The organism is Paenibacillus sp. USHLN196 (assembly GCF_037144955.1).
GTDB lineage: Bacteria > Bacillota > Bacilli > Paenibacillales > Paenibacillaceae > Paenibacillus > Paenibacillus xylanexedens_C.
Genome location: NZ_JBBCYH010000001.1, coordinates 18,650 through 43,516, shown reverse-complemented (window position 1 = coordinate 43,516; position 24,867 = coordinate 18,650). Strand labels below are relative to the sequence as shown.

Sequence of the window (24,867 nt, the reverse complement as noted above, 5' to 3'; positions counted from 1 at the left end):
ACACAAAACGGGCAAGCCACATATGTGACCTGCCCGTTAGATTCACTCCATCTAGCCTGCAATATTTACAATCACACCGGATCGAGGCTCATCTCTATATACATCTCATTCAAAATATGACCCATACGATATGTGTGCTCTGCCAATTCAGATTTCACATATGATTCAATATCAGTCTTTTCGAGATTGTACATAACCTCCATTTCTCTAGAAAAAAGAAGGTGTCCCTTATCGATTTTCTGCTCCAACGAGGTTATCGGTTTGGGTTTCAGATCACCACCAAGCACCTGCTGAAGTGCTTGCACATATGTTTCAAGAGAACGCGCTCCGACAATTTTCAACCCTTGGTTCTCTTCATTCACAATGACTATTGATGGGAAACCTCTAACTCCCAAACTAGCGACACGCTCAAAGTCTTCCTCTAATAACTCTTGTGCAGATTGCTGGGCAGCCGCCTCAACCACTTCTTTTCCATTCAAGCCCAGTTGATTGACGATATCCGTTAGCACATCATCTTCTCCAATATTTCGATTAAATGCAAACACGGCTTCACGCGCACGTCTTAAAAAGTCATGTTCTTTCCCAGGGTGTGTACTCTGAATGACCTTAAATACGCGAGATGGCGGATAAGAAGAGAGTATTGGATTATCGTGCCATAAGGAACCGTCGATGGGCATGCGTGAATGCTCACCCACTTCCTTACAATGCTCTGCAACGTCCGAAGGTTTCTGAATCCCGTTAGCGCCATCTGAAAAACCATTCCAGTTAGCCAGTAGCCCACCCATTTTGACTTGCAGCGTAAAATAATGGCCGTATTCCTCAACAAACCGATGAAGCACAGGCTCAAGCGCCCAGCAGTGAGAGCAGATCGGATCTGTTGCGTAATAAAGAGTTATCCTTTTCTCAACGTGATTCAGATTGATTTCTTGCATCGCCTCTTCCTCATTCACACCACATACGCCTGTTTCCAGATCACACATCATAGATTCGTTACTCACGTTTATCCCGCCTTTATATTGTCTTATGAATTGATTTTCTTGTGTTAGTTTGATTATAATGTCTACAATCTTCTGAACAAGTACGATTCTTTTTCTGACTTAGTATCAAAAAGTATACTATTGGAGGGTATCAAGTGAAATACGAGTTTAATTTCGATCAGTTATGTCCAGCGACTTATGCATTTCAGGTCATTGGAGGCAAGTGGAATCTTCCGATCCTGGCAATCCTCAGTGAAAATGACTGTATACGTTACAATGAATTAAAAAGAAGACTGCCTGGCATTACCGGAACGATGCTAACGAACTGTTTGAAGGATTTGATTCATTACGGCATCGTGCATCGGGAGCAATATAACGAGGTGCCACCGAGAGTGGAGTATTCGCTCACAGAATCGGGCAAGGAATTGGTTCCCTTAATTGAATCCGTGGTACTGTGGGGTCAGAAAAATATGACAGCAGGCGTGAAGGAACAAGAAATATAACACCTGGCCTAATGTAACCCCTTAGCATAGATGTTCATTTTTGAATCGCTCTGCACACTTTGTTCAACGGCAAAAAGGCTATTTCACTGGACTATCACGTCCTTTGAAATAGCCTTTCATTTATAAATACAAGACGGTCGCTTGTTTACGATGTGTACACATCTAACTATTCAGGTCGTCATCTTCTTCATTTCCTAAATACATAACCGTTTTTTCTCCCTCAACCAATCTAACAATCTGCTTTCGTAATTTTGAAGGAAATAATGGCAGTTGGTTCAACTTATTAATTTCGAGCCACTCATATTCTATCTCGTTTTCGTCCATTGGCAGAATAGAATTGTCATGCTCTATTAAACCTATGTACTCGCACAAAAAAACAAAATCTACACGATGAAGAGCTTCACCGTATACACCTTCAATGACAAATTCCAGTGATAACGGTTCTACATCTATTCCGATTTCTTCCGCAACTTCACGCTTCACAGCATCCGTCAGCGTTTCACCTGCATTCTGGCTCCCACCAGGCAGGATGTAAATGACTTCATCATTATCATCCTGCTTCATTGCAAGCATTTTTCCGTCTTTAATGATCAATGCTTTTGCAGAATTTCTAATCTTTCTCTCCATTGCTAATCCCCCATATATATCTGTCTCAAGTTGTTGAAGGTTAATTCCGTTTAACTTCACGATTTACATGAAGAATATTTTAACATATGCGTCTAAACAAATTCTGAACAATCAAATTAACTCACTCTTGGCAACCTCCATGAAAGCAGCTATGGACGGAGAGATCCATTTTTCCCGATGCCAGAGCATTTGCGCAGAAAAGGACACATCTGATAAATCCCACGGCAGAGCAATCACTTCCCCTTCGCTCAACTCTTTCTTCAAAGCCATTTCAGGTAATAAAGCGATCCCCAGACCAGCCACAACACATTGTTTAATGGCTTCTACACTATGAAACTCCAGCTCTGTCAGAGCATCTGCACCTTTCTTCATTATGGATTGGTCAAAATGAGTACGATACGAACAGTTCTTTTCGGTCAGTAAAAAATGCTGTTTGTGGAAGTCATCAATGACCAACGCGGAACGCGATGCTAACATATGATCGGGAGAAACCACCATTTGAAAGGTCTCATCCTTTAAAAACTCTGAATGAAGGTCTTTGGAAGCAATAGGCTCATCCAATACAAAAACGACATCGGCATGTCCTTCTCTCAGACTGGATTTAAGCTCTTGGCCAGACAAGGGGCGGAACAATAACCGCACACCAGGATAGTCCGCTCGGAAGCGTTTGAACAAGGCTGGAAGAAGATATGCACATAGAACTTCATCTGCTCCGATTACAACCGTCCCCGCCAATTCTCCGTCCTGACTAGATATACATTTTGCTTCCTCTACATCGTTTAAGATTTTAGTGGCATACGGCAAAAATTGATGGCCTGCATCCGTTAATACGACCTTTTTGCCTAAACGATCCAACAATTTCACGCCAAGCTCTTCTTCCAGGGATTTGATTTGCATCGTTATGGTAGACGGTACATAACTCAATAATTCAGCAGTTTGATGAAAGCTGCAGGTCGAAGCAAGTGTCCAAAAGGTTTTTAGTTGGCGTATCTCCATGAATCAGGCACCTCCTCTGTTCAAAATAAATGAATGATACGTTCGATAACGTTTCGTTGAATTGATGATATGCCTATTGTAGAGTGAAATCAAGTTATTACTTTATTTTAAAGGAGAATCTATCCATGAACGATTATGATACATATAACCTTGGAGACACATTACTTCAATCGGGGCAACTGCTGCCTCAAGCTTTTATTGCTTACAAGACCTATGGAACCTTAAATGCCGCAAAGGACAATGTTATTGTCGTTCCAACGTGGTTTGCTGGGCTTCACACAGATAATGAGTGGTTAATTGGAGCGGGCAAGGCACTGGATCCCAGTCGGTATTTTATCATCGTGCCCAATATGTTGGGTAACGGATTATCGTCCTCTCCCAGCAATACCCCTGCCCCATATGATAAGGAAAACTTCCCTCTCATCTCCATGTATGACAATGTACGTTTTCAACATCAACTGCTCACTCAAAAGTTCGGTATCACCAAAATCAGACTCGTTGTGGGCTGGTCTCTGGGAGCCATGCAGGTTTTTCAATGGGGAACAAGTTATCCCGAGATGGTTGAACGGATTGCGCCCTTTGGAGGAACTGCAAAGAGCAGACCGCATACACAACTGGTATTCGAAGCCATGATCGCGGCGTTAACGGCAGATTCAAATTTTAAAAACGGAAGATATGAGCGCCCACCGGTTGCTGGTCTCGCAGCGATGGGTAGAGCTTATGCTCCATGGGGGTTCTCGCAGGCGTACTATTTGGAGAAAATGTATCAATCTGAGGGTTACGACTCCTTGAAATCTTATGTAGAAGATTACTGGGATCAGGTATTCCTTCCCTTCGATGCTAACGACTTGATTACCATGCTTCGTACAGGAATACATGGAGACATTAGCGATAATCCCGTAGATGAACGTAGCTTCGAACAGGCGCTAAGCAAGATCACCTCTCCTGCACTCGTTATGCCAGGGTCAAGTGACTTGTTCTTCACGCCAGAGGACAGTGCGTATGATGTTCAGCACATGCCGAATGCTGTTTTTCAACCTATAGAGTCCAAGTGGGGACACTGCTTTGGGATCGGAGCCAACGAAGCGGACTCACTTGTTATCGATCGTCATCTCAAGCGATTTTTGGAGACATGAGTAAAAAAAGAATGAGTAAAAGGTAAAAAAAGTGCACTGAACTCGTGAATCTTTTCTCCGCTACAACTCGAAAGTAAAAAAACATACGGATTCTCGTCAATAACCTTTATATCCCCTTTCCCCTTTCTCGTTTAGAATATTTTCAAGAAAGCGTTATTGAAATATGACTGATAAGGGGGAAAAGAAATGAACAAGAAAACGAAAACTTTAGTCTTGTCTTTATGCATGTCAACCTTATTACTCGCAGCCTGTAGCAATGGAAGCAACACGGAGAAAGATGCTACTACGGACCCGGATTCCAACGAGGCTGGAACGACAACCATCCACACCGTGACGTCGGAATATTCTTCTGCCAAGTATCCGAAGGGTGATGATATCACAAACAATGTGTGGATTAAGCGCTACAAAGAGAAGTTCAATATTGATGTCAAAACAGACTGGGTCAGCGATGAGTATGATACAAAACTGAATTTGGCTATCGCATCGAACGATCTACCTGACGTCTTCAGGGTTAATCCCTCGCAACTGAGGCAGTTGGTCGAAGCCGATATGGTCATGGATCTTTCCGAGGTTTTTGATCAACACGCTTCCGATCGCCTTAAAGGTTATATGGAAGCGGATGCAGATAGTTACGAGTCTGGAAAAAAGGATGGCAAGCTGTACGGGATACCGCAGATGCACTGGGGATTAATTGAACAACCAGACTTCATCTGGATTCGGAACGACTGGAAAGAAGAATTGGGGCTCCAAGATCCAAAATCTGTGGAAGACATCAAGAATATCGCACTGAAATTCATGGATAAGCACGGCGGTTATGGTATAGCCGTAGATCAATCATTGGATTACCTGAACTTGCTCGCCATTGCATGGAATGCGCACCCGGATATGTGGATCGAGGATAACAGTGGACAACTCGTGTACGGCTCCGTCCAGCCTGAGATGAAGAATGCGCTGGCTGAGTGGTCAGAATGGTACAAACGGGGCATCATTGATCCTGAATTTGCAATCAAGGATTTCAACGCGATGAACGCGGATATCGTCGCAGGCAAAGTGGGAATGCAGCCTTATTACCAATGGTGGGGTTATAATCCGGGTGTCGATACGGTATCCAATCTGGGTAAGGACGCCATCTTCTACCCTTATATCATCCCTACCGTCGATGGAAAGGAAGCAAAACAATCCATTTTCTTCGCCAACAACAATTATATCGTCATGAAAAAGGGATTCAAGAGCCCTGAAGAAGTGATCAAGATTTTGAACGACTATGCTTATATCGTGGATGAAGGCAATGGCAAGGAATCTCCAGAAACGCTATCTGCCTTGCTGGATAACGATATTGCCCATGTTGTCGGTGCGTTCCGTGTACTTAATCCAAATTCGGATTACGAGCAATTCGAAGCTGTGTCAGCAGCCCTTGAATCCAAGGATACCAGTGGACTCACGACTTCGGGAATGTGGCAAAAGTATAACAACAGTGTTGAATTCATGGAGAATGCAACACCAGGAGCGGTCGGTGATTATTTGCAACAAGGTGCTCCAAAAAATGCTTATGGTCTGGCCAAAAAAGTACTCGACAGCGAGAACTATACGAAGACAGCCTTATGGGGTGTTACGCCAGAGATTCTGTCGAGCTATGGAACAACCTTGGATGATATCCTCACCGAAGGCTTCACCAAGATCATTATGGGTAGCGAAAGTATCGATTATTTCGATGTGATTGTCCAGAATTGGCGAGCAGCCGGAGGCGATGACGCAACCCAGGCAGTCAATGACGCATACGGAAAATAATAAGACAGTTGCCAATAAGGGGTGGGGATGTTCTCATCTCTTGTTGGTAGCGGTTACAACTTGATCTCGTCAAGAACGGAGGAATATGAATGCTGAGAAAATGGAAGCAGCAGAGTCCCTACCATCTCATGTTGATCCCAAGTCTGGTCCTGGTCTTCATCTTTAGTTACATCCCTTTCTACGGACTTATTATTGCGTTTCAAAAGTACAATCCGGGCCTCGGTTTCAACTCCCCATGGGTAGGATGGGATAATTTTACGCACATATTTAATCAGCCGAACTTCGTAAGAACGATCTGGAATACACTGTACATGTCTGTCTTCAAAATTATCGGCGGTATTATCGTACCCGTTATTTTCGCATTACTGCTTAACGAAGTACTACACAGTGGAATCAAACGCACATTCCAAACGCTGGTATACATTCCGAACTTCCTCTCTTGGGTCATTATGGCCGGCATCATGCTGGATATCCTTAGCTCTGATGGCATCATCAATACGTTTCTAGGCGTATTCGGGATTGCACCGATCTCCTTCCTTGGCACACCCTCTATTTTTCCTTGGACGATGATTGTGAGTGACATATGGAAGGGCTTCGGGTTTGGTACGGTGGTATACCTGGCAGCCCTAACCAGCATTGATCCGGGGCTGTACGAGGCTGCAGTGATTGACGGAGCAAAACGGTGGAAGCAGACCATCTACATTACGTTGCCCCTTCTCATGCCCACGATTGTCTTAATGACCGTATTGTCGCTTGGAAACGTACTCAATGCTGGCTTTGACCAGATCTATAATCTCTACTCCCCTGTCGTCTATCAGACCGGTGATATTATTGATACCTATGTATATCGGTTGGGAATTCAGCAGGCCCAGTATTCAATTGGTACCGCTGTTGGATTATTCAAATCCATCATTTCCAGTGTTCTGGTTGCCGTATCGTACATCCTGGCCTACAGGGTGGCTGGCTATCGCATCTTCTAAGAAGGAGGAACTCACCGTATGATCCATGATAAAAGTATGAGCAGGCGTGTGTTTCTAATCATAAACTACATCATATTACTACTGATCTCTCTGCTCTGTATTCTGCCGTTTATCAACCTGTTGGCAGTTTCATTCAGTAGCAGTTCAGCTGTATCTGCAGGCAGTGTTACGTTCTGGCCTGTCGAATTCACGACAAAGGCTTATGAATTTGCATTAACTGGAGGGTCATTTTTTTCCTCTCTCTGGGTTGCCATTCAACGAACCGTTCTCGGGACATTGGTGAATCTGGTTTTGATCGTGCTCACCGCTTACCCCCTTTCCAAATCGAAGCAAAAATTGATGGGGCGTAATATTTATATGGGATATTTTATTGTGACCATGTTATTTAGCGGAGGATTAATTCCAACGTATCTTGTTGTCGTCAAAATGGGACTGATTGATTCCATATGGTCTCTGATCCTGCCTGGGGCTCTTCCCGTATTCAGTATGATTATTCTGATGAATTTCATTAGGGGCTTGCCAGAGGAGATTGAAGAATCAGCAATCATCGACGGGGCTGGGCCTGTACAGGTATTGCTTCGTATTCTACTCCCGCTTCTCAAACCCGCTCTCGCAACGGTTGGTTTGTTTAGCATCGTTGCCCATTGGAATTCATGGTTCGATGGCATTATCTATATGAACAATCCAGCCAATTATCCATTACAAAGCTACTTGCAGACCCTCCTGCAGAGCTTTGAGCAAATCATGCTGAAATCTGGATCAGATTATACCCAACTGTTATCCATGATGAACGCCAGAACGGGACGTGCCGCTCAAATGTTCTTGGGTGCCATTCCGATTCTGCTCGTGTATCCGTTCTTACAGAAATATTTCACCAAGGGTTTGGTGCTAGGTAGCGTCAAAGGGTAAACAAAAGGGCTTGCAGTTTATACTGTAAGCCCTTTTGTTTATATCTAATCTTAATTTGTGGTCGCTGTACCACGTTATGACATGCATGAATGAAAGCATGGATGACTATTTCGCTTCTATGATGGCAGGTAGCAGAATGAAGAAAATGGTACCTTCATCTATTTTACTCGCAACTTGTATTCCATAGGGTTTACCAAAATGAAGTTGAATCCGTCGCTGCACGTTATGCAATCCAATCCCATTCGTTCCGGTACTGGTACTGGACTTTTCTTCCATCAAGTTCTGCATCGTATGATGATCCATACCAACGCCATTATCGCAGACCTCGATCACAACTTCATCCAGCTGTGATTGAATCCGAATGGTGATGATTCCGTCTTCTTCCAGTTCGGCCAGACCATGAAAAATTGCATTCTCCACAATTGGCTGCAGGATCATTTTGGGCATGCGATAATCCAACAGTCTATCCTCAACCTCATATCTCATCTGAATACAACCATAGTATCTGACATTCTGAATCGTTACGTAATTGGCGATATTATCGAGTTCTTCACGAATGGTTACGAGGGTTCCATCGGATTTTGTTGCATAGCGGAGCATCGAGATTAGTGCATCGGTCATTTCCACGATTTTATCAGCCTGCTGCATCGAGGCGATCCATTTCACCGATCCAAGGGTGTTATACAGAAAATGAGGTTTGATCTGGTCATGGAGCGCACGCATCTCGGCTTTGGCTTTCTCTATTTCTTCCTGCTGCATCCGTTCGACCATTCTCTTCAATTCATGCGACATCCTGTTGAACCGATTGGATAAGTGTCCAATTTCGTCTCTTGAGCGAATATGTTCAACTTGTTCGAACTGGCCTTTCTCGACCAGAGCGATATTCCGGAGCAGTTTCTTAATGGGAGTTGTGATGACATGAGATAGAAATATGGATATGACGGCAGCAAAAAGAACCATGACAATGGCCAGCGTCACCAGATTACGGCCCAATATTTTGCCATCGGCAGTCAGCTCATCCAAAGGCATATATAAATACGTTGTCCATTTTTGTTGACTAAGCGGGCTGGTCACCACGACATTCAATGCTTCAGGTGGACGAACGTTGTCCCGGAACAGTGTACCAATTAATCGGTCGTTCACGTTGTATACGATCTTGTCATTTTCATCGACAATCATGAATCTGGAGCGTAGCCCTTCCTGTAAGTTGCGATTCACAATTTCGATGAATTTGATGTCAATACTGACCACGATTACCCCAAGCAGTTTCCCGCTCGCCACATCATGAATTTTGCGTGCATGTGACACCGCCAGTATTTTATTCTTCAATTGCTCATCGATTCGCGTTGTGAGCGTAATGGTTCGATCATTTTCGTGCATGAACTTTTTGAACCACAATTCGTTCGCCACTTTGAAGTCTGGGTCAATGGGCTGGTGTGGGCTGACGAACAGATCCTGTCCCCCGTTCATATTGTAGAGGTAGATGGAAAATACGCGGTCTTTCATCATGATATAATTCATCAATATATTGTATGCGGCAATCTCATTTTGTTCGTTACCCTCTCGCAGGAAATCCTGGATCGGAAAACTTCCTTCATGGGTCGCAGATAGATTGTTGCTAAGGCCATTGCTGGCTAACAGCGTGATTTTCTCAATCTCCTTCAAGAATTCGTCAATACGAATATTCGTCTGCTTGGCCAGATCGCTTAACAACGTTGTATAGTTCTGTGCCAATAATCGCTCTGAGGAGTAATACGAATTGATTGTCATTACAAATACCGGAAGGATAATCACCGTCATACAGATCACCATAATTTTGTGCTTGATTTGGAAGGGTTGGACAAGCTTCATATGCTGCACCTCTATTCACCGATTACACTCATGCCTGCTGTAGTACTCGATATTCCTCCGGAGTGACGCCTACCGATTTTTTGAAAATCTTACTGAAGTACGTGTAATTATGGTAGCCCACCTTTTCTGCAATTTCATACACTCTCAGTCCTTTGCTCAATAGATAAGACTTCGCATGTTCAATCCGAACACGAGTCAAGTACGTGATAAAGTTCTCTCCTTTTTCCTGCTTAAACAATCGGCTGAGATACGAGGGGTTGACACTGATTTGGCTAGCGATACTTTGCAGTGAGATGTCTTCCGCATAATACTTGTCGATCAACGCAATGGCGAGGTCAGCGTAGGTACTTTCCTGGTTCATTTCGGAGTCGGTTTGGAAGTAATACGCAATATGAGCAAGCATATCCTGATGGATATCCTCCCAATACTCACCCTTTAGAACGGTTTCATAAGGCGATTTCTTTGTAAAAGAAGGCGTACCTCTTTCCGCAGCTCGTGACAGATGGGAGTGTATCGTTTCCATTACCATGATATATTGCTTACGAATGCTATTCTCATCCGCCCGCTGGGCTTCCAGATCCGAGCGAATTCCTTCAAGGAACTCTTCTGCCTTTTGGTTGTCTTTGCTTACCCACAATTTCAACAAATCTCGTTCTTGTTGTGGACTCAGAGCTCCCTTAACTTCATTTCGATCTGGGGATTGAACCATGTCCTCGTAATACAATACCTGGTTACTGCCTTTGAAAAAACCTTGTTGCAGAGCCATTTCTGCCTCTTGGCAGGCCTTTCTAATGTAGGGGAAACTGGGAACGATTGTACTCACACCGGCCGTTAGCGATAGATTCATAAAATCCTTGATGGAAGAGAGCAATTTGTTACACAGTTTGTTCAAATCGGCGTGCACAGATTGGCTCTCAGGAAGTACATTAACGATAACCCAATATTCAGAAGAACTTTCAACAAAGATCTCTTTCTCCCATTTCGAAGGAATAATCTCTTCCATAATATTAAGAATCGAAAATCGGAGCAGCTTTTCCCCCTTCTCTACATATTTCCGCTTCGCATCCTCGTAATAGTTCACAATAAACTTGATGACGACCAACTGGTCTGATCGTATACGGAAATGCAGTTCTTCCGCTTTGGCAACGATATCCTTCTCACTAGTGAATCCGCTTACAACATCTTGGAAGAGGCTATCCTTTAAATGTCTTAGGGTCTTGGAGTAATCTTGTGTCATAGAAGGTGTGTTGGTCGGGCGAACATGTTCGCTTTGCAATTTCTGTCCCACTGTGCTCAGGAGCTCGATAAGGGCAGTTTCTGTAATCTCGCTTTTAATCAAGTAGTCTGAAGCGCCAAGTTTCAATGCCTCTTTCACATAGTGAAATTCGTCAAAATTACTCAGGATGACATACTTACAGGTGTTCAGTACGCACGAGGCCTCCTGTATCAGCTGTAGCCCATCCATAATCGGCATCTTGATATCCGTAATAATTAGATCAGGCATCACTTCAAGCGCAAGACTCAATGCCTCTTTACCATTTCCTGCTTCACCAACAACATAGAAATTGTACTCTTCCCAATTCAGCATGGAACGAATTCCAACCCGCATGAGTAATTCATCATCTACGATCATCAGTTTATACATGCGCATCCCCCAACATGAACCATTTTTAGATATTTTACCATTAAACGAACCATTGCAAAGATGTCTAGCGAACCTTCTTGAATTGCGGGTCTCATAAATACCACTTTTACAGAACGTATGTTCCTGTTATAATGAGATTATCGTATTTTGTGTAGCATAAAATACCCGCTTGGAAAGGATACATATCATGAATTTATACAAGTTTGAATTAACGGTGAATGGATATCTGTTGCGCGTTCATTTCAGTGCATCTGAAGAAAGCGGACTGAAATGGTGCAAACGAATTGCTTCTGAATTCCAGAGTAACGTTGCCAATCTGGAGATAAAGGTTGATATACATAAGAAGCAGACACAAAAGCATGCACGAGAATATCACGGAAAACCATATCTGTATGATCGGACACTCAGGAAAAAGCCGCTTGCCAAGAAAAATAACGCGTCTGAATCATCTGCTGTTATGTAAAAGTGTTTACAAGACGTAAGAAAAGACAAGTGAACTGGAACACATTCAATCGTTGTTTGATTTTCATGTTGAGTACAATTATGAGGTTTTCTTCTCCTGTTCGACATAAGAACTAGGTTTCTTAAAACAAAAAAAGCCGCAATCTATGCGACTTTTCAAGCAATAATCTGTTTTATAGTTCCCCAGCTTCTCTATGTTTCCTTTCTCAATGCCTCCACGATACTTGTTTGATTCAATCGATACATCGGCCAGGCTGTGGCGACAAGCGTTGTTGCTATGGCACCCACAAAAGCAAGCACAATGCTGCCCCATGGGATCGTCCAAGCTACATCGAAAGCACCTTTGAAGAGATGATGTATCCCATAGCTTAGTGCTGTTCCGAGTATACTACCGTATAGCGCAGAGTACAGGCCGTATAAAACGCCTTCCAACAGGATCATTTTCCCTACATTACGCTGTGTCATGCCGATAGCTTTGAGCACCGCAAATTCTTTGGTTCGTAGAATGAGATTGGTGCTGACGGTGTTCAGTATATTTAGGAACGCAATCAGGACAATGACACCAATAAATCCATATAAAAAGATCTTGGCGGTTGTCGCATCGTTTTTGGCTTGGGCAAGTTGCTGCACCTTATCTGTGTAGCTGTAACCGGCATCTTTTTGGGTCAGGGATTTGAGATAGTCCGTGATCGGTTTGTTGGAAATATCGGTCTTGGCAAGAATAAAGATTCTGGAGTACGTATCGTTACCTGTAACCTTCTCTACGACTTCGGGCGTAGTGATGAATTCAATAATAGCACTCTCATTATAGCTGCTCGACAACAAGCCTTGATCAATAATTCCAGTTACCGTCAGTGTTGTGTATCCTTGACCCTTTCCGTCCGAGTCTAAGGCACGTACTTGGATGTGATCCCCAACCTTGAATTGGGTTTGATCGATAATGATCTGTCTGCCTTCCTCTGTTGTCATTATTAATTTCTGATTGACGATAACACCATTTTCCCGGTTCATCTTCTCTTTGTCGATCGTACCAGCCGTTAGTTTGGATTTCAGAGCATCGAGTCCGTTATCTCCGTAAGATTCGAGGTAATTGTTGTCTGTTCGGTACCCCTCTCCTTCTTCAACAGAATACATTCCCGGACGGAGTTTATAATACTTGGGATTCACTTTTTCTTTCGGAAACATAGCCATCACTTGATTATTGTAAAACGGATAGGCATGTTCTACTGCATCAAGCTTAACAATGTCAGAATATACGTAATCATCGATCCGTTTGGAAGGTCCTTCATAGATAACCGAGTAGGAATAATCGATTCCTGATTGCGATGTCTGCCCCAGCAAACCAGCTATTCCGCTAAAAACAATAAATAGAATCATGCTGACCACTATGGAAAAGGCAGTGATGCGGAAGCGCTTTTTGTTCCGCCTGATGTTTCGACTAGCAAACTGTCCTTCGATACCCAACAGTTTTCCCAGCAGTTTTGATTTCCGGACAGATGTTACGTTCTCCACCTTCGTGCCTCCCGAGCTATGAACCGCCTCAAGTGGGGATACCTTCGCTGCCAGTCTCGCAGGTCCGATAGCAGACAGATAAACAGTCAATAATCCCAGTACACCAGCTATGATCAGGATTGGAAGCGAGATGACCATTTGCATATCATTCAGAAATCCCAACGCCAAAAAGCTGATGTTGTAAAACAGAAGTTTCATAAAAACAGTTCCCATCAATAATCCAACAGGAATAGCAATTAGACTCAGTATTGTAGCCTCTTTGAGAACTAATTTACGTATTTGTGATGGGGTAGCCCCAATGCACCGCAGCATTCCGAATTGCGAGGTCCGCTCCAGAACAGAAATATGAAACGTATTATATATCACTGCACTCGTACAACCCATAATAATAATGATGATTGCTGCGAATGCATATAACAAACTATGGTTTACACCTTCATAGGTGCTTTTGCCATACAACTTAAGCAGTTCATTATTATATTCGACACGAATATTTTTATATTGAATATCCTTATCCAAGGCTACGGCAGAGCCTTGATCCACTTGGTTTAGCTTCAATGAAGATATTATCGCTTCTGCCTTCGCCTGAATCTGATTCATCGATTTCATTTTGACATAAATAAAATAATTTTTATCCGCATCGATTTTTTCATTATCTTCATACGTGATGGCTGGTAAAATGAAGCTGGCAGACCACGAAGCGTTAGTACCTGTCTTCATAAACCCTACAACGGTGAATTCTCTCTCTTTTTGGGGACGAAAGTCTTCATCAAGATCCCAGCCAAAGTCACCCAGACCATGGATAGGTTTGATCTCCCCGGTTGATGCGACAGTACGCTCGCCAAGACTTAGGGTAAGTGAATCACCAAGTTTCGGTTTGGTCGCAAAACTATCCAGACTCCAGGTCGAAAGAATAATTTCATTTGGATTCTTGGGCAGTCGGCCCGAATCCAAATGAACCTGGAGCTTGTTCATCGCATGGGCATCATATCCTTTGAGATTCAAATATCGATAAGGTGCAGCAAATGGATTTTCATGCTTTTCTTTCTCACTCGTTTTGCTGATGACCGAATAACCTTCTCTGCTGATAATTCCAGCACTCTCTACGGATGCATTATTGACGACTCTTGAGACTGCTTCTCCGGGTAATCCGTTAAAAGAAACATGGTAATCCCCATACTCTTGAACGGTTTGCCGAACCACCTTGTCTCTGAAGCTAAGGCCAATGGTTCCCATGGCTGTAAGTAGGGTCACAGACAATATAATGCCAATGATCGTTAGTATTGATCTTTTTTTCTGCCCTAGCAAATATTTTTGGGTAAGACTAGTATACCTATTCACGATCTTTCACCCCTGTTTGCTGCAAGAGTGTACCATCTTTTATATTTACAACACGGTCCGCTCGCTGGGCCACATTCAAATCATGTGTGATCATAATCAAGGTTTGATTGTACTTTCTGACGGAGAAGGTAAGCAGATCCACAATCTCTTTACTGTTCTTGCTGTCCAGATTGCCGGTTGGTTCATCCGCCAGAATAATCGATGGTTTATTAATCAATGCACGTCCAATTGCAGTTCGCTGCTGTTGCCCGCCTGATAATTGGGACGGAAGATGCTGCCTTCGATCGCTGAGTCCCAGCACGCTCAATAATTCCTCAAGATAACCCTCGTCCACATGTTTATTCTCAAGCAGCATCGGCAATTTAATGTTTTCTTCCGCAGTTAACACCGGGATCAAGTTATACGATTGAAAAATAAAACCGATTTTACGTCTTCTGAACACAGCCAATTCATTTTCACTTTGAGAATACAGGTCCATACCATCAATAATGACTTGGCCACTTGTCGGTTGATCAACTCCCCCGAGCAGATGCAGCAATGAGCTTTTGCCAGATCCACTGGCGCCCACGATCGCAACGAATTCTCCTTGATTGACGGACAGATTAACATCTCTCAATGCTTCCACCCTAGCCTCAGCACTTCCGTATATTTTACATAAATGATCGGTCTTCAAAATTTCCACCCTGTTGTACCTCCAATTGTATGATTAACATTGCTTGATTGTCATTATAGGTGTGGAAGCTTACGTTGAAGTGAAGAAGAAGCTTACATTATCGTAAGCTTCTTCTTAAGTCCACTCTTTTTTGAAAAACAAAATTCTGAATGTTGTCCCTTCTTGAGGCACACTCTCCACCGTAATGATCCCTTGTTGTTCCTCAATGATCGATTTGGTCAAAGCCAGACCAATCCCTATACTGTTGGGCTTGTTATGGTTCTTGCCTTTATAGAATCGTTTGAAAATATGAGGCATATCATCGGGATGAATACCTTCGCCGTTGTCATGGATAATGATCGTATCAAACAGTGCGTTTTCTTCCAAATGGATTTGAACCTCACCCTCTGGCGGGGTGTGTTCCAGTGCATTTTTAATCAAATTCATAACAGCTTCCTTGAGCCATTCTTCATCTGCCTGCACAAACGCATTTTCACTACCGAGGATGGAGATCGTCTGCCGTTTCTGGTCTGCTACCGTCCGAAGTGAATAGACAGCGCTCTCCACCATCTCCCTTAGCTCGATCCTTTCTTTTCGAAATCCAATTGCTCCCGCTTCGACTCGTGCCAGCTTGAGCAAGCTGATGATGAGCCATTCCATTCGGTCAAGCTGCTGCCGACTTCGTTCCAGAAACGTCATTCTCATTTCTTCTTTCATCCCGGGATCATTCAGCAGATTCTCATTGAACACAATCAGAGAGGCCAGGGGTGTCTTGAGCTGGTGAGAAATATCGGATAACAGATTGCGCAGAAAGGTTTTTTCCTGCTGGAGTAGCTCCAGGCTGTTGGTTAGTCTTCCAGCCATCGCATTGAAGCTCCGGCCAAGTGAGCCGAAGTCTCCATCCTCCGTCTCAGGCAGTTTTTTATCGAATTGCTGTTCCACAACCTGCTCCGCTGCATGAGAAATCGTTCTGATTTTTACGAAAAATTTACGATACTCCCACAGAAGCAATACCATGAGTGGGATCAGGAACAACAATACTTGAGTCGCTGTTTTTAAGGGTAATGCTAGTCCTGAAAGAGCTGGCTGATCTTCTAAAGACATACCCGCCTGATATCCGTATTGTGCAAGGATACGTTGCCCCTCAGCAAGTTCATCGGCCTGGGCACCTTGGGTAACAAAGTGAATCACCTCATTCTCCAACTGGGGATCTTTCATTAACAAATGCCCGATAGGGCGCTATTCTGATTCACAATGGTTGTATTAATGCTACCGACTTGATGCTGCATGTAAAAGAACATCACGAACGACAAAAGAACTTGCAGAGCAAGTACTTTAATGGCGATGGATTTCCACTCTGGATTTCGCATGACTTCAAACATGTTCATCTCCCTATAACTTCCACGTTCCATTTATATCCGATCCCCCGAACGGTTACGATATACTGTGGTGCTGCAGGAATATCTTCGACTTTCTCTCTTAACCTGCGGATATGGACAGAGAGCGTATTATCATCAATGAAGTCGCCCGACAAATCCCAGAGATGATTCAGAATTGAACTTCTGCTGCATATCTGCTTCGGATGAGAGATCAACATCAATAGTAGTCGATATTCAAGCGCCGTCAGTGTAATTTCACTATTGTTTTTGAGTACAGTTCCTTCTAAAATACGCACCTGGATATTATCGGATATCCATAAGCTTACTTCTTGTTTTCCCCTGTTGTTACGTCGTAATACGGCTTTAATTCGTGAAATAAGTTCTTTGGTTCGAACAGGCTTGGTTACATAGTCATCTGCTCCGAGATCAAGCCCTGCGACTACGTTTGCTTCCTCATCCAAAGCCGTCAAAAAGATAATGGGCACTTGCGACGTTACCCGAATCTCACTGCATAGTTGATATCCCGACCCATCAGGCAAAGTGACATCCAACAAAATCAGATCGATCGTCTTTGCCTGCAGTGCCTGTCTAGCTTCTTCCAAGTTCCCCGCCACAACGACCTCATATCCTTCATTGGACAGTGTATATTGAATACCAAACACCAGATTTTCATCATCTTCTACGAGTAATAAGCGATTCATCGTACACCTCAGATCATGCTATTTTGAATTTGTATTTATTTCATTTTAATTATAGAGTTCCTGCGTCATTATACATCAATTGAGTTTCTACGCTATAACATTATGATTAATGGGATGTTCAATGAGGCTATCTTCACGAGTATACAAGTTTAGATTTTCCTCAGACAGGCTAACTGGTTAGGGTACATTTTAATTCAGGTGTTCTCTGTTCTGCCAAACCGTTTAGCTACTCTGTATACTCTTATCCTTCAATACAAAAGATAAGAGCTTGCTCCACATAGGAACAAGCTCTTATCCATGTCAGTTGTAATTTATTGCAAGAAAGATTTTTAGTCACCGTTTAGTATCTCTCTGATTCCTTAAATATCATATAACGATGGACGCCTCTGACGGCACGCATTGCTTCTTGAGCTTGCTGAATCGCAATTTCGCGGTGACCCGATTTTAGTTCGATAGCTGCAAGAAGCGTGGATCTCATCCAGAGCTTACTAATGGATTTCAAGTGTTCCCTCGCCTGATCACTTCTTCCTTCTTCCATAAGCAAATACGTTTCATAATATGTACGATAATCCGATCTACGCATATTCTGCACCGCAGTACGAACAGCTACCAAGTCATTGCGATAGATGCCGTAAGCTGCATTGTAGACTGCTTGTGTCCTTTTATTCGTGTCTTCATTTCTGATGCGCTCTATTGTGTGTTCCAATTCATCATCAAGTCTGTTTGCGAGAACGTAATAGATGTAAAGCCTTGGATTATTTTCCTGTCTGCGTAAAAAAGCCTCGACACGTTCCATGCGTGTTTCCCAACCCAGAGGATAGAAAATACGAATGGTAAACATGATCAGAGTCGCGGTGAGAACGACCCCTAGTATCAGAAACAGAGATTGGTCATTCATCTTCATGTACACAACAAATAAAAATACGGCCAAATAAAAAACAATATCCCACTTATATTTTCCCATCATCCATCTCCTTTATAGACATAAAAAAACTATTATATCAAAACAAACCCCAAGGAGTATATGCACTGCATCCTTTGGGGTTTAGTTAAATTTATAAAAATTGATTTATTGAAATTTTCTTCAATCTCGAAGACCGACAGAATTTTTCACTTAATAACTACATTCTCACGCCCCGATGTCTCCAATCATTTGTCGTTCAATTTGCTTCATTTCATAAAAATAGCCTTTTTGCTCCATAAGCTCGGAGAAGGAACCCGATTCCACAATCTTGCCTTGGTCCATGACCACAATCCGATCCATCTCTTCCAATCCGGTCAGCCGATGGCAGATCAGGAGAAGTGTATCTTCGGCAGCTTGTGCAAGAAGATGCTGGAGCACATGTTTCTCTGTGACGTAATCTAGCGAAGAAGTCGGTTCGTCCAGAAGCCATAACCGTCCTTTGCTCAGCATCGCCCGTGCGAGAGCCAGCCGCTGCTTCTCGCCATCCGACAGGTTCTCCCCTTTTTCATAAACCATATCAGTCAATGATTTATTGGGCAGTTGTACTTTATCCAGCATAGCCGACAATTGTTCATCCGTATGTTCTTCTCCGTTCAGAAGAAGGTTGTCCCGAATGGTTCCCCGGAAGAAATGACTTTGTTGCAACACCACATTCGCGTTTTGCCAGATACTTTCTTCATTTAGTTCTTTTACCGGAACATCGTTTAAGCTTATATCGCCAGACGTTGGTGCACGCAACTTGAGTAGCAAATCGATAATCGTTGACTTGCCTGAACCGCTTGGCCCGACAATTGCTGTTTTGGTTCCTGCTGCAAGTTGTAGGGATATTTCCCTCAGCGCCGGTCTCCATTCCCCTTCATATTGAAAGCTAACACCGGATAGTTCAATCGAAACCGCCTGATCGGCAGACATTTCACCGCTTGGCTGCGAAGGATTTACATCGGAGGTCGGCACTGTTTTCGACAGTCGCTGAGCGGCGTGTTCACTATCTTGCTTATATAGAGGTAATATAGCCATTGCGGCAGCTTCTTCGAACACGGTCTGCGTGGCCAGGATTAGCATGGCGAGGAATACACCGGCAAACGCTCCATTCACAATTAAAAAGGCGCTCAGTGCCAGCACACCCCATGTAACGAGATACGTCACAAAAACGTGCATGGATTGCCCACGCAGCAAGTGCGAAGCGGCTTGCTTCTGTTCCATTGCCAATGCAGCTGAAGCCTGCTGAAGTTGCTGCTCGCGCTGTTCCAATTGACCGTATACTTTCAAATCCCTGAAACCATACAACACTTCGGTTACTTCCGTGGACAGCAAGGCCCGTTGCTGGCGGACACGTCCGTGTATTTTTCGCTGACCTAACAAGACAATCCCTGGTACAACAAATGCCGTGATCAGCATACCTAGTACTAACAAACACGCAATCCAGATCGAAAAGGCCGAAGTGAACAGCATGGTAGCCAAAAACACCATAACGACCATGATTGGTGGATACGCGACCCGCAAAAAGTAATTTTGCAAGCTTTCCACATCGCCCACGATCCGCGCAAGCAGATCCCCGCTTCGGTTTTTGTTCAATATACCTGGCGTTACCGGGATCAGTTTGGCAAAAAAGGACGTCCGCAAGCGGCTCAGCATGGAGAATGTTGCCCTGTGGGAATACAAGCGTTCTCCATAGCGGCTCGCCGCTCGAAGGAAACCAAGCAGTTTGACCATGGAGGTGAGTACAATTAAGGTGTACAACGGTGGCGCAAATACCGTTTGAGATATCATATAACCACTCGCGGAAAAGAGAGCTACCCCTGCTATGCCGGCGATAAATCCGCCCAATATCGAAAGCAAGATATCCTTGCGCTCCTGAATCATCGCTTTTGACAGAATCATCAGCTCATTCATGCTAACCCTCCTTTCCGTTGTACATCCACCATCTCCGCATATTGAGGCAGGCGCGCCAGAAGCGCTTCATGATGTCCTGAATCCACCAACACCCCATTGTCCATAAACAAAATGTTGTCCGCATGTTGAATCGTATATAAACGGTGTGCCACCGTAATCATCGTTGCCGTTTTGGCTAATGACGCAATGGATTGTTGCAGTACCCGCTCAGTGTGCAGATCCAGTCCGACTGTGGGTTCATCGAATAAAATGACGGATGGTCTCTTCAGAAAAGCACGTGCTAAGGCAAGTCGCTGCTTTTCCCCACCAGATAAACCCCGGCCACCTTCACCAACAAACGTATCCAAGCCTTGCTCCAATTGTGCGACAACTACAGCAAGCCCTGCTTCCTCTGCCGCCTGCTCAATTTCAGCTCTGGAGACGTTCCGACCCGCGCCAATCGCAATATTTTCGGCAAATGTACCTGCAAAAATATACGGATGCTGTGTAATGTAGCTAACACGTTCAAACCATGCACCCTCCTCATATGGCGAAAGCTGGCTTCCGTTAACCAGAACCGCTCCCGAATCAGGTTTCAGCAAACCGGCAATGAGATGAAGCAGCGTTGTTTTACCTGAACCACTTTTGCCTACAATAGCGATCTGTTCTCCCGGTCCAATCGAGATCTGTCCTGTCTCAAGTCCAAAGGAATCAGGAGCGTACTGGAACCGGACATGGTCCAGTTCAATGGTTGGTGGCATTGGAATCAACTCTGTACGAGGGGCATGTACCCCAGTCTGCTGCACCATTAGATCATTAGTATCACTGGTATGTGTAGCCTTCTCAGCTTTCTCATGCTCGGTTGGCATGCTTGTGACACTTGTGTCCTCAAGCATCTGTTCCACCTTGCGAATCGCTCCCATACTGGTACGACCGCTGTGAAAAGCCGTCCCCGTATTCTTCAACAGACTGTAGAACTCGGGCACGAGCAACAACACGAGAAAGGCCGTGTGGAAGGTCATCGATTTGAAAACAAGTAACTGGATCGCCATTTCAAGCGCGACAATACCGATGCTTAACATCACGATCGATTCCAGCATAAACGTATTCGTAAACGCAATCTTCAAAATGCCCATTGTGGCATCACGATAACCCAGGCTACTGCGTTCAATCTCCTGCTGCTGACGTTTAGCCCGTCCGAATATTTTCAACGTAACCAGCCCCTGAAGTGAATCCAAGAATGTACCGGAAAACTCGGCCAGCTGCGCGTATTTCTCCTCTGATTTGTTCTTCGTCTGGAGTCCCACCAAAATCATGAACAGCGGAATAAACGGTGCCGTAAACAGCATAATGTAGCCTGTGTTGGCGTGCTGCGTAAATGTAACAACCAGAATCAGAATCGGGATCATCGCGGCTTCCATCATACGCGGCATATATTGACTGAAATAACTGTCAGCCTCATCCACAGCATCAAGAGCAAGACTGACCTTTCCTCCCGTCTGTCCACTCAGGGTTGAAGGCATGGAAGCGCGGGTTAGGTTTTGCAACACAGATGCTCGCATATTCGTCTTGGCACGGGCGGCCATATGCAAGCCCACTTTCCCGTTTCCATACGACAACAATGCACGTACAGCCATGACAGCCAGCAATAGGCCCAGTAACAGAACCACGGATGAAAAGGAAGCTTTCTCTACAAAGATTCGCTGGACTGCTTCAGCCACCAATGTGGCCTGGCTTACAATAGCTACACCAAGAGCCAGCGAAATCATCGCAAGGAGAAGCCTGTTTTTTCGTTGTAAAGACATTTGCTGAGAGATCAGATTGGATTTAGCTTTCCTTTTCACAGAACGCTCCTCCTTTATTTTTTCCCTTTCACATAATCCGCATCAAACAGGAAAAGTTTGAAGACCAGAATAAGAGAAGGAATTAACAGGCACAGACCACCGATAAACACAACGACGAGTGCGAAGCCCATTGCAGGTGATGTTGCGCTGCTCTGAATCGTGATGTATGGATCAAGAATGTAAGGATATTGCCCAATCCCGTAAGCGAAAAAGGCTGTGAAAAATTGCAGCATGATGCATATAAAAGCTAAACCGTAACGGCGTCCGTTATATAACAGCCACATGGCGATCATGAAAAACGCAACGGAAAGCGCCAGCAGCCACCATAAATCCATCATGTTTTGAAAATGACGCTCATTGTGTTGACCCAAATATATAAATGCAGTCAGCGCGAGAATAATGGTCGGTGTACTCCAGAACAAAGCATAGTTCCGCATCAGCTTCAATGCCGAATGATCCTCTGCCCGAGAAGCGTAAAATGTTAGAAATGACCCGCTAATGAACAATACGGATACGATGGCCAGTCCAACGATGCTCCACGATAACGGATTGGTAAATAACGCCCAGTAATCCAGGGAAACGGTATCTCCCTGCTTCAAAATAAAGCCACCTTCAGACAATGTCAGTGCCACTGACAACGACGCTGGAATAAGCAACCCGGTAGCTCCGTATAAAAACAGATATACGATGTTATTTTTGGAACCATAATTCTCAAAGGCGTAGAATGAACCCCGAATGGCAAGTAAAATGACGGCAATACTTCCCGGAACAAGCAGCGCAGAGCCATAATAGTAAGCGGTATCCGGGAAAAACCCGACGATACCAATATAGAAAAAGACAAAAAATACATTGGTGATCTCCCAGACCGGTGATAGATAACGGGAGATCAGACGATTAATCAGGTGATCCTGCTTCGTCAGGCGTGCATAAAAGGCGAAGAAACCTGCTCCAAAATCAATGGAAGCTACAATAAGATAGCCGTACAAGAACAGCCAGAGTACCGAAATACCAATCAATTCATAACTCATCAGGCCTGCTCCCCTTTCTTGGCTGATTGATCATGCTTCTCTTTCAACCATTTCTCCATCTCAAGGTCCGCAGGATTGTTATTGAACAAACGTCTCAATACGAGAACACAGATGACGCCGAGCACGATGTATAGAAGCAAGAAGACGAAAAATAAAATTCTTACACTCGGTGAAGAAGTAGCGGCCTCTTCTACTCGCATATAACCTCGGATGATCCATGGCTGCCGCCCGATCTCTGCATAGAACCAGCCCATCTCAACGGCCAGAAAAGCGAGCGGTGCACTGAGTGCAACCATACGAAGCATCCACTTGTTCAGTTGGTTGCGCTTCTTCCAGAATACAAAGAGGAAATACAGGGATGAGATCGCGAGCAGAGCGAATCCGATTCCAGCCATTAGATCAAATAAATAATGCACAAGTAAGGGCGGATGCTCATCTGGTGGGAATTCGTTCAGCCCGGTTACCTCGGCGTTAAAATCTCCAAAGGCAAGGAAGCTGAGTACCTTCGGCAAATGAAGTGCGCCTATAATTTCATGTTCAGCATTCAGCCATCCTAATAAAATCAGATCCGCGCCGCTTTCCGTCTCGAAATGCCACTCGGCAGCTGCGAGCTTCTCCGGCTGATGCTCAGCCAAAAACTTGGCAGATACATCTCCAGCTAAGGAGTTTAATAAACTGAATACCAGCACAACGGCCATCATGAGGTTCAGGCCTTTCTTGTGGTAGGCTGACACCCCTTTTCTCAGCATCGCAAAGGCTGCTATTCCTGCTAACAGAGCAGCTCCTGTCAGATAAGCCGAGCTTAATACATGGAATACTTTGGAGAAGGTCGCCGTATTCAGCATCGCTTGCACGGGGTTCACTGCCATGAATTGGCCTGCTTCCATCACAAAGCCTTCAGGCTGGTTCATGAATCCGTTCACTGTAGTAATAAAAACAGCAGACATGCCTGCCCCTGCGACAATTGGAATGGTCAGCAACCAGTGGATATACGGATTTTTGAACCGATCCCACGTATATAGATAAATGCCCAGGAAGATGGCTTCAAAAAAGAACGCGAATACTTCCATAAATAGTGGCAGTGCAATGACATTTCCGGCCAGTTTCATAAAATTCGGCCATACCAGAGCCAATTGCAGCGATATCGCTGTGCCTGTCACGACACCAACCGCGACAGAAATGACAAACCCTCGTGACCACCTCTTTGCCATAAGTATGTAATGGTGATCTTTCTTCCGAATGCCGATGAACTCTGCAATCGCGATCATCAGAGGCACACCGACACCAAGTGTTGCAAAAATAACGTGGAACCCGAGCGTCAAACCAGTCACCAGCCTGCTCCATAACACCGTATCAATAGCCATTCGTTATACTGCCTCCCTTCAAACTCTGTTCATTTTGAAACATTCAATATCAGCTTCGGCCAAGCTCAATGCAGAGTTGCGAAAAATTTCACAAAGTTAGGTATGACGATATCTTGCCACACCTTTAATGCGTTTACTCCTGTTGGCTCCCGATTATAGCAAGCGCTGGATGCCTATGAAAATCTGATATTGATGCACTCAAAGTACTAATCAAGCCTATTAATCAAAATTATTATATCTTTATTTTTACCTAATTCAATCAAAGACACGTCTTCTACCCTAAACGTTCAAGAAAGGATCAACTCTTTCTGACAACTTGGTGAAAAACAAAAAATA

The 24,867-nt window shown here is 44.1% G+C and carries 21 protein-coding genes; 6 read left to right on the top strand and 15 right to left on the bottom strand.

The window, feature by feature from the left end:
• Positions 1-71: 71 nt before the first annotated feature.
• Positions 72-998, bottom strand: a complete 927-nt coding sequence (locus tag WFI24_RS00180) for a DsbA family oxidoreductase (protein WP_336757854.1) — start codon at positions 996-998, stop codon at positions 72-74.
• A 134-nt stretch (positions 999-1,132) separates the two neighbouring features.
• On the opposite strand from WFI24_RS00180, the gene WFI24_RS00175 reads away from it, so the two are divergent.
• Positions 1,133-1,480 (top strand): winged helix-turn-helix transcriptional regulator, encoded by a 348-nt coding sequence (locus WFI24_RS00175; protein ID WP_336757852.1) that lies wholly within the window; start codon positions 1,133-1,135, stop codon positions 1,478-1,480.
• A 162-nt stretch (positions 1,481-1,642) separates the two neighbouring features.
• On the opposite strand, the gene WFI24_RS00170 is transcribed toward WFI24_RS00175, so the two are convergent.
• Both WFI24_RS00170 and WFI24_RS00165 read right to left on the bottom strand, forming a co-directional pair.
• Positions 1,643-2,107, bottom strand: coding sequence for an NUDIX domain-containing protein (locus WFI24_RS00170; protein ID WP_336757850.1), 465 nt, complete (start codon positions 2,105-2,107; stop codon positions 1,643-1,645).
• Between the two features lie 111 nt (positions 2,108-2,218).
• Positions 2,219-3,103 carry a LysR family transcriptional regulator gene (locus tag WFI24_RS00165; RefSeq protein WP_336757847.1) on the bottom strand — a complete coding sequence of 295 codons (885 nt, stop codon included), beginning with the start codon at positions 3,101-3,103 and terminating at the stop codon, positions 2,219-2,221.
• Positions 3,104-3,228: 125 nt separating this feature from the next.
• On the opposite strand from WFI24_RS00165, the gene WFI24_RS00160 reads away from it, so the two are divergent.
• From WFI24_RS00160 to WFI24_RS00145, 4 genes are all read left to right on the top strand, one after another.
• The gene (locus WFI24_RS00160; protein WP_336757845.1) at positions 3,229-4,239 is read left to right on the top strand and encodes an alpha/beta fold hydrolase; all 1,011 of its coding nucleotides are present in this window, start codon (positions 3,229-3,231) and stop codon (positions 4,237-4,239) included.
• A 186-nt stretch (positions 4,240-4,425) separates the two neighbouring features.
• Positions 4,426-6,027: a hypothetical protein gene (locus WFI24_RS00155; protein WP_336757844.1), complete on the top strand. Its 1,602-nt coding sequence runs from the start codon at positions 4,426-4,428 to the stop codon at positions 6,025-6,027.
• A gap of 89 nt (positions 6,028-6,116) precedes the next feature.
• Positions 6,117-7,007 (top strand): ABC transporter permease, encoded by an 891-nt coding sequence (locus WFI24_RS00150; RefSeq protein WP_145326031.1) that lies wholly within the window; start codon positions 6,117-6,119, stop codon positions 7,005-7,007.
• 18 nt (positions 7,008-7,025) lie between these two features.
• Positions 7,026-7,916, top strand: coding sequence for a carbohydrate ABC transporter permease (locus WFI24_RS00145; protein WP_336757841.1), 891 nt, complete (start codon positions 7,026-7,028; stop codon positions 7,914-7,916).
• Between the two features lie 105 nt (positions 7,917-8,021).
• Here WFI24_RS00145 and WFI24_RS00140 read toward each other — a convergent pair whose 3' ends face one another.
• Both WFI24_RS00140 and WFI24_RS00135 read right to left on the bottom strand, forming a co-directional pair.
• On the bottom strand, positions 8,022-9,767 hold the full coding sequence (locus tag WFI24_RS00140; RefSeq protein ID WP_336757840.1) for a cache domain-containing sensor histidine kinase: 1,746 nt from the start codon (positions 9,765-9,767) through the stop codon (positions 8,022-8,024).
• Positions 9,768-9,795: 28 nt separating this feature from the next.
• Positions 9,796-11,412: a helix-turn-helix domain-containing protein gene (locus WFI24_RS00135; RefSeq protein WP_336757838.1), complete on the bottom strand. Its 1,617-nt coding sequence runs from the start codon at positions 11,410-11,412 to the stop codon at positions 9,796-9,798.
• 187 nt (positions 11,413-11,599) lie between these two features.
• Here WFI24_RS00135 and WFI24_RS00130 point away from each other — a divergent pair, with 187 nt between their 5' ends.
• Complete coding sequence (locus tag WFI24_RS00130; protein ID WP_145326023.1) at positions 11,600-11,875, top strand: hypothetical protein; 276 nt, start codon at positions 11,600-11,602, stop codon at positions 11,873-11,875.
• 191 nt (positions 11,876-12,066) lie between these two features.
• Here the strand turns inward: WFI24_RS00130 and WFI24_RS00125 are convergent, their stop codons facing one another.
• The 10 genes from WFI24_RS00125 to WFI24_RS00080 form a co-directional block, all read right to left on the bottom strand.
• Complete coding sequence (locus WFI24_RS00125; protein ID WP_336757836.1) at positions 12,067-14,727, bottom strand: FtsX-like permease family protein; 2,661 nt, start codon at positions 14,725-14,727, stop codon at positions 12,067-12,069.
• Positions 14,720-15,409 carry an ABC transporter ATP-binding protein gene (locus WFI24_RS00120; RefSeq protein ID WP_145326019.1) on the bottom strand — a complete coding sequence of 230 codons (690 nt, stop codon included), beginning with the start codon at positions 15,407-15,409 and terminating at the stop codon, positions 14,720-14,722. The genes WFI24_RS00125 and WFI24_RS00120 overlap by 8 nt, the downstream gene beginning before the upstream one ends.
• Before the next feature lie 105 nt (positions 15,410-15,514).
• Positions 15,515-16,597 (bottom strand): HAMP domain-containing sensor histidine kinase, encoded by a 1,083-nt coding sequence (locus WFI24_RS00115; RefSeq protein ID WP_336757832.1) that lies wholly within the window; start codon positions 16,595-16,597, stop codon positions 15,515-15,517.
• The gene (locus WFI24_RS00110; RefSeq protein WP_336757831.1) at positions 16,597-16,761 is read right to left on the bottom strand and encodes a hypothetical protein; all 165 of its coding nucleotides are present in this window, start codon (positions 16,759-16,761) and stop codon (positions 16,597-16,599) included. The genes WFI24_RS00115 and WFI24_RS00110 overlap by 1 nt, the downstream gene beginning before the upstream one ends.
• A gap of 2 nt (positions 16,762-16,763) precedes the next feature.
• On the bottom strand, positions 16,764-17,459 hold the full coding sequence (locus WFI24_RS00105) for a response regulator transcription factor (RefSeq protein ID WP_336757830.1): 696 nt from the start codon (positions 17,457-17,459) through the stop codon (positions 16,764-16,766).
• Positions 17,460-17,799: 340 nt separating this feature from the next.
• Complete coding sequence (locus WFI24_RS00100) at positions 17,800-18,426, bottom strand: hypothetical protein (RefSeq protein WP_336757829.1); 627 nt, start codon at positions 18,424-18,426, stop codon at positions 17,800-17,802.
• Positions 18,427-18,588: 162 nt separating this feature from the next.
• Positions 18,589-20,316 carry a thiol reductant ABC exporter subunit CydC gene (gene cydC / locus WFI24_RS00095; RefSeq protein ID WP_336757828.1) on the bottom strand — a complete coding sequence of 576 codons (1,728 nt, stop codon included), beginning with the start codon at positions 20,314-20,316 and terminating at the stop codon, positions 18,589-18,591.
• Positions 20,313-22,100, bottom strand: coding sequence for a thiol reductant ABC exporter subunit CydD (cydD, locus tag WFI24_RS00090; RefSeq protein WP_336758739.1), 1,788 nt, complete (start codon positions 22,098-22,100; stop codon positions 20,313-20,315). Before cydD ends, cydC begins: the two co-directional genes overlap by 4 nt.
• Positions 22,101-22,153: 53 nt before the next feature.
• Positions 22,154-23,167, bottom strand: a complete 1,014-nt coding sequence (locus tag WFI24_RS00085; RefSeq protein ID WP_336757827.1) for a cytochrome d ubiquinol oxidase subunit II — start codon at positions 23,165-23,167, stop codon at positions 22,154-22,156.
• Complete coding sequence (locus WFI24_RS00080) at positions 23,167-24,531, bottom strand: cytochrome ubiquinol oxidase subunit I (protein WP_336757826.1); 1,365 nt, start codon at positions 24,529-24,531, stop codon at positions 23,167-23,169. Before WFI24_RS00080 ends, WFI24_RS00085 begins: the two co-directional genes overlap by 1 nt.
• Positions 24,532-24,867 lie beyond the last annotated feature (336 nt).

Coding starts and splice junctions, on each gene's coding strand:
- WFI24_RS00160 (WP_336757845.1), top strand. CDS start 3,229: ATGAACGATTATGATACATATAACCTTGGAGACACATTACTTCAATCG.
- WFI24_RS00170 (WP_336757850.1), bottom strand. CDS start 2,107: ATGGAGAGAAAGATTAGAAATTCTGCAAAAGCATTGATCATTAAAGAC.
- WFI24_RS00110 (WP_336757831.1), bottom strand. CDS start 16,761: ATGTTTGAAGTCATGCGAAATCCAGAGTGGAAATCCATCGCCATTAAA.
- WFI24_RS00140 (WP_336757840.1), bottom strand. CDS start 9,767: ATGAAGCTTGTCCAACCCTTCCAAATCAAGCACAAAATTATGGTGATC.
- WFI24_RS00145 (WP_336757841.1), top strand. CDS start 7,026: ATGATCCATGATAAAAGTATGAGCAGGCGTGTGTTTCTAATCATAAAC.
- WFI24_RS00115 (WP_336757832.1), bottom strand. CDS start 16,597: ATGAAAGATCCCCAGTTGGAGAATGAGGTGATTCACTTTGTTACCCAA.
- WFI24_RS00130 (WP_145326023.1), top strand. CDS start 11,600: ATGAATTTATACAAGTTTGAATTAACGGTGAATGGATATCTGTTGCGC.
- WFI24_RS00100 (WP_336757829.1), bottom strand. CDS start 18,426: ATGATGGGAAAATATAAGTGGGATATTGTTTTTTATTTGGCCGTATTT.
- WFI24_RS00105 (WP_336757830.1), bottom strand. CDS start 17,459: ATGAATCGCTTATTACTCGTAGAAGATGATGAAAATCTGGTGTTTGGT.
- WFI24_RS00085 (WP_336757827.1), bottom strand. CDS start 23,167: ATGAGTTATGAATTGATTGGTATTTCGGTACTCTGGCTGTTCTTGTAC.
- WFI24_RS00150 (WP_145326031.1), top strand. CDS start 6,117: ATGCTGAGAAAATGGAAGCAGCAGAGTCCCTACCATCTCATGTTGATC.
- WFI24_RS00155 (WP_336757844.1), top strand. CDS start 4,426: ATGAACAAGAAAACGAAAACTTTAGTCTTGTCTTTATGCATGTCAACC.
- cydD (WP_336758739.1), bottom strand. CDS start 22,100: ATGTCTTTACAACGAAAAAACAGGCTTCTCCTTGCGATGATTTCGCTG.
- WFI24_RS00165 (WP_336757847.1), bottom strand. CDS start 3,103: ATGGAGATACGCCAACTAAAAACCTTTTGGACACTTGCTTCGACCTGC.
- WFI24_RS00135 (WP_336757838.1), bottom strand. CDS start 11,412: ATGTATAAACTGATGATCGTAGATGATGAATTACTCATGCGGGTTGGA.
- WFI24_RS00080 (WP_336757826.1), bottom strand. CDS start 24,531: ATGGCTATTGATACGGTGTTATGGAGCAGGCTGGTGACTGGTTTGACG.
- cydC (WP_336757828.1), bottom strand. CDS start 20,316: ATGAATGAGCTGATGATTCTGTCAAAAGCGATGATTCAGGAGCGCAAG.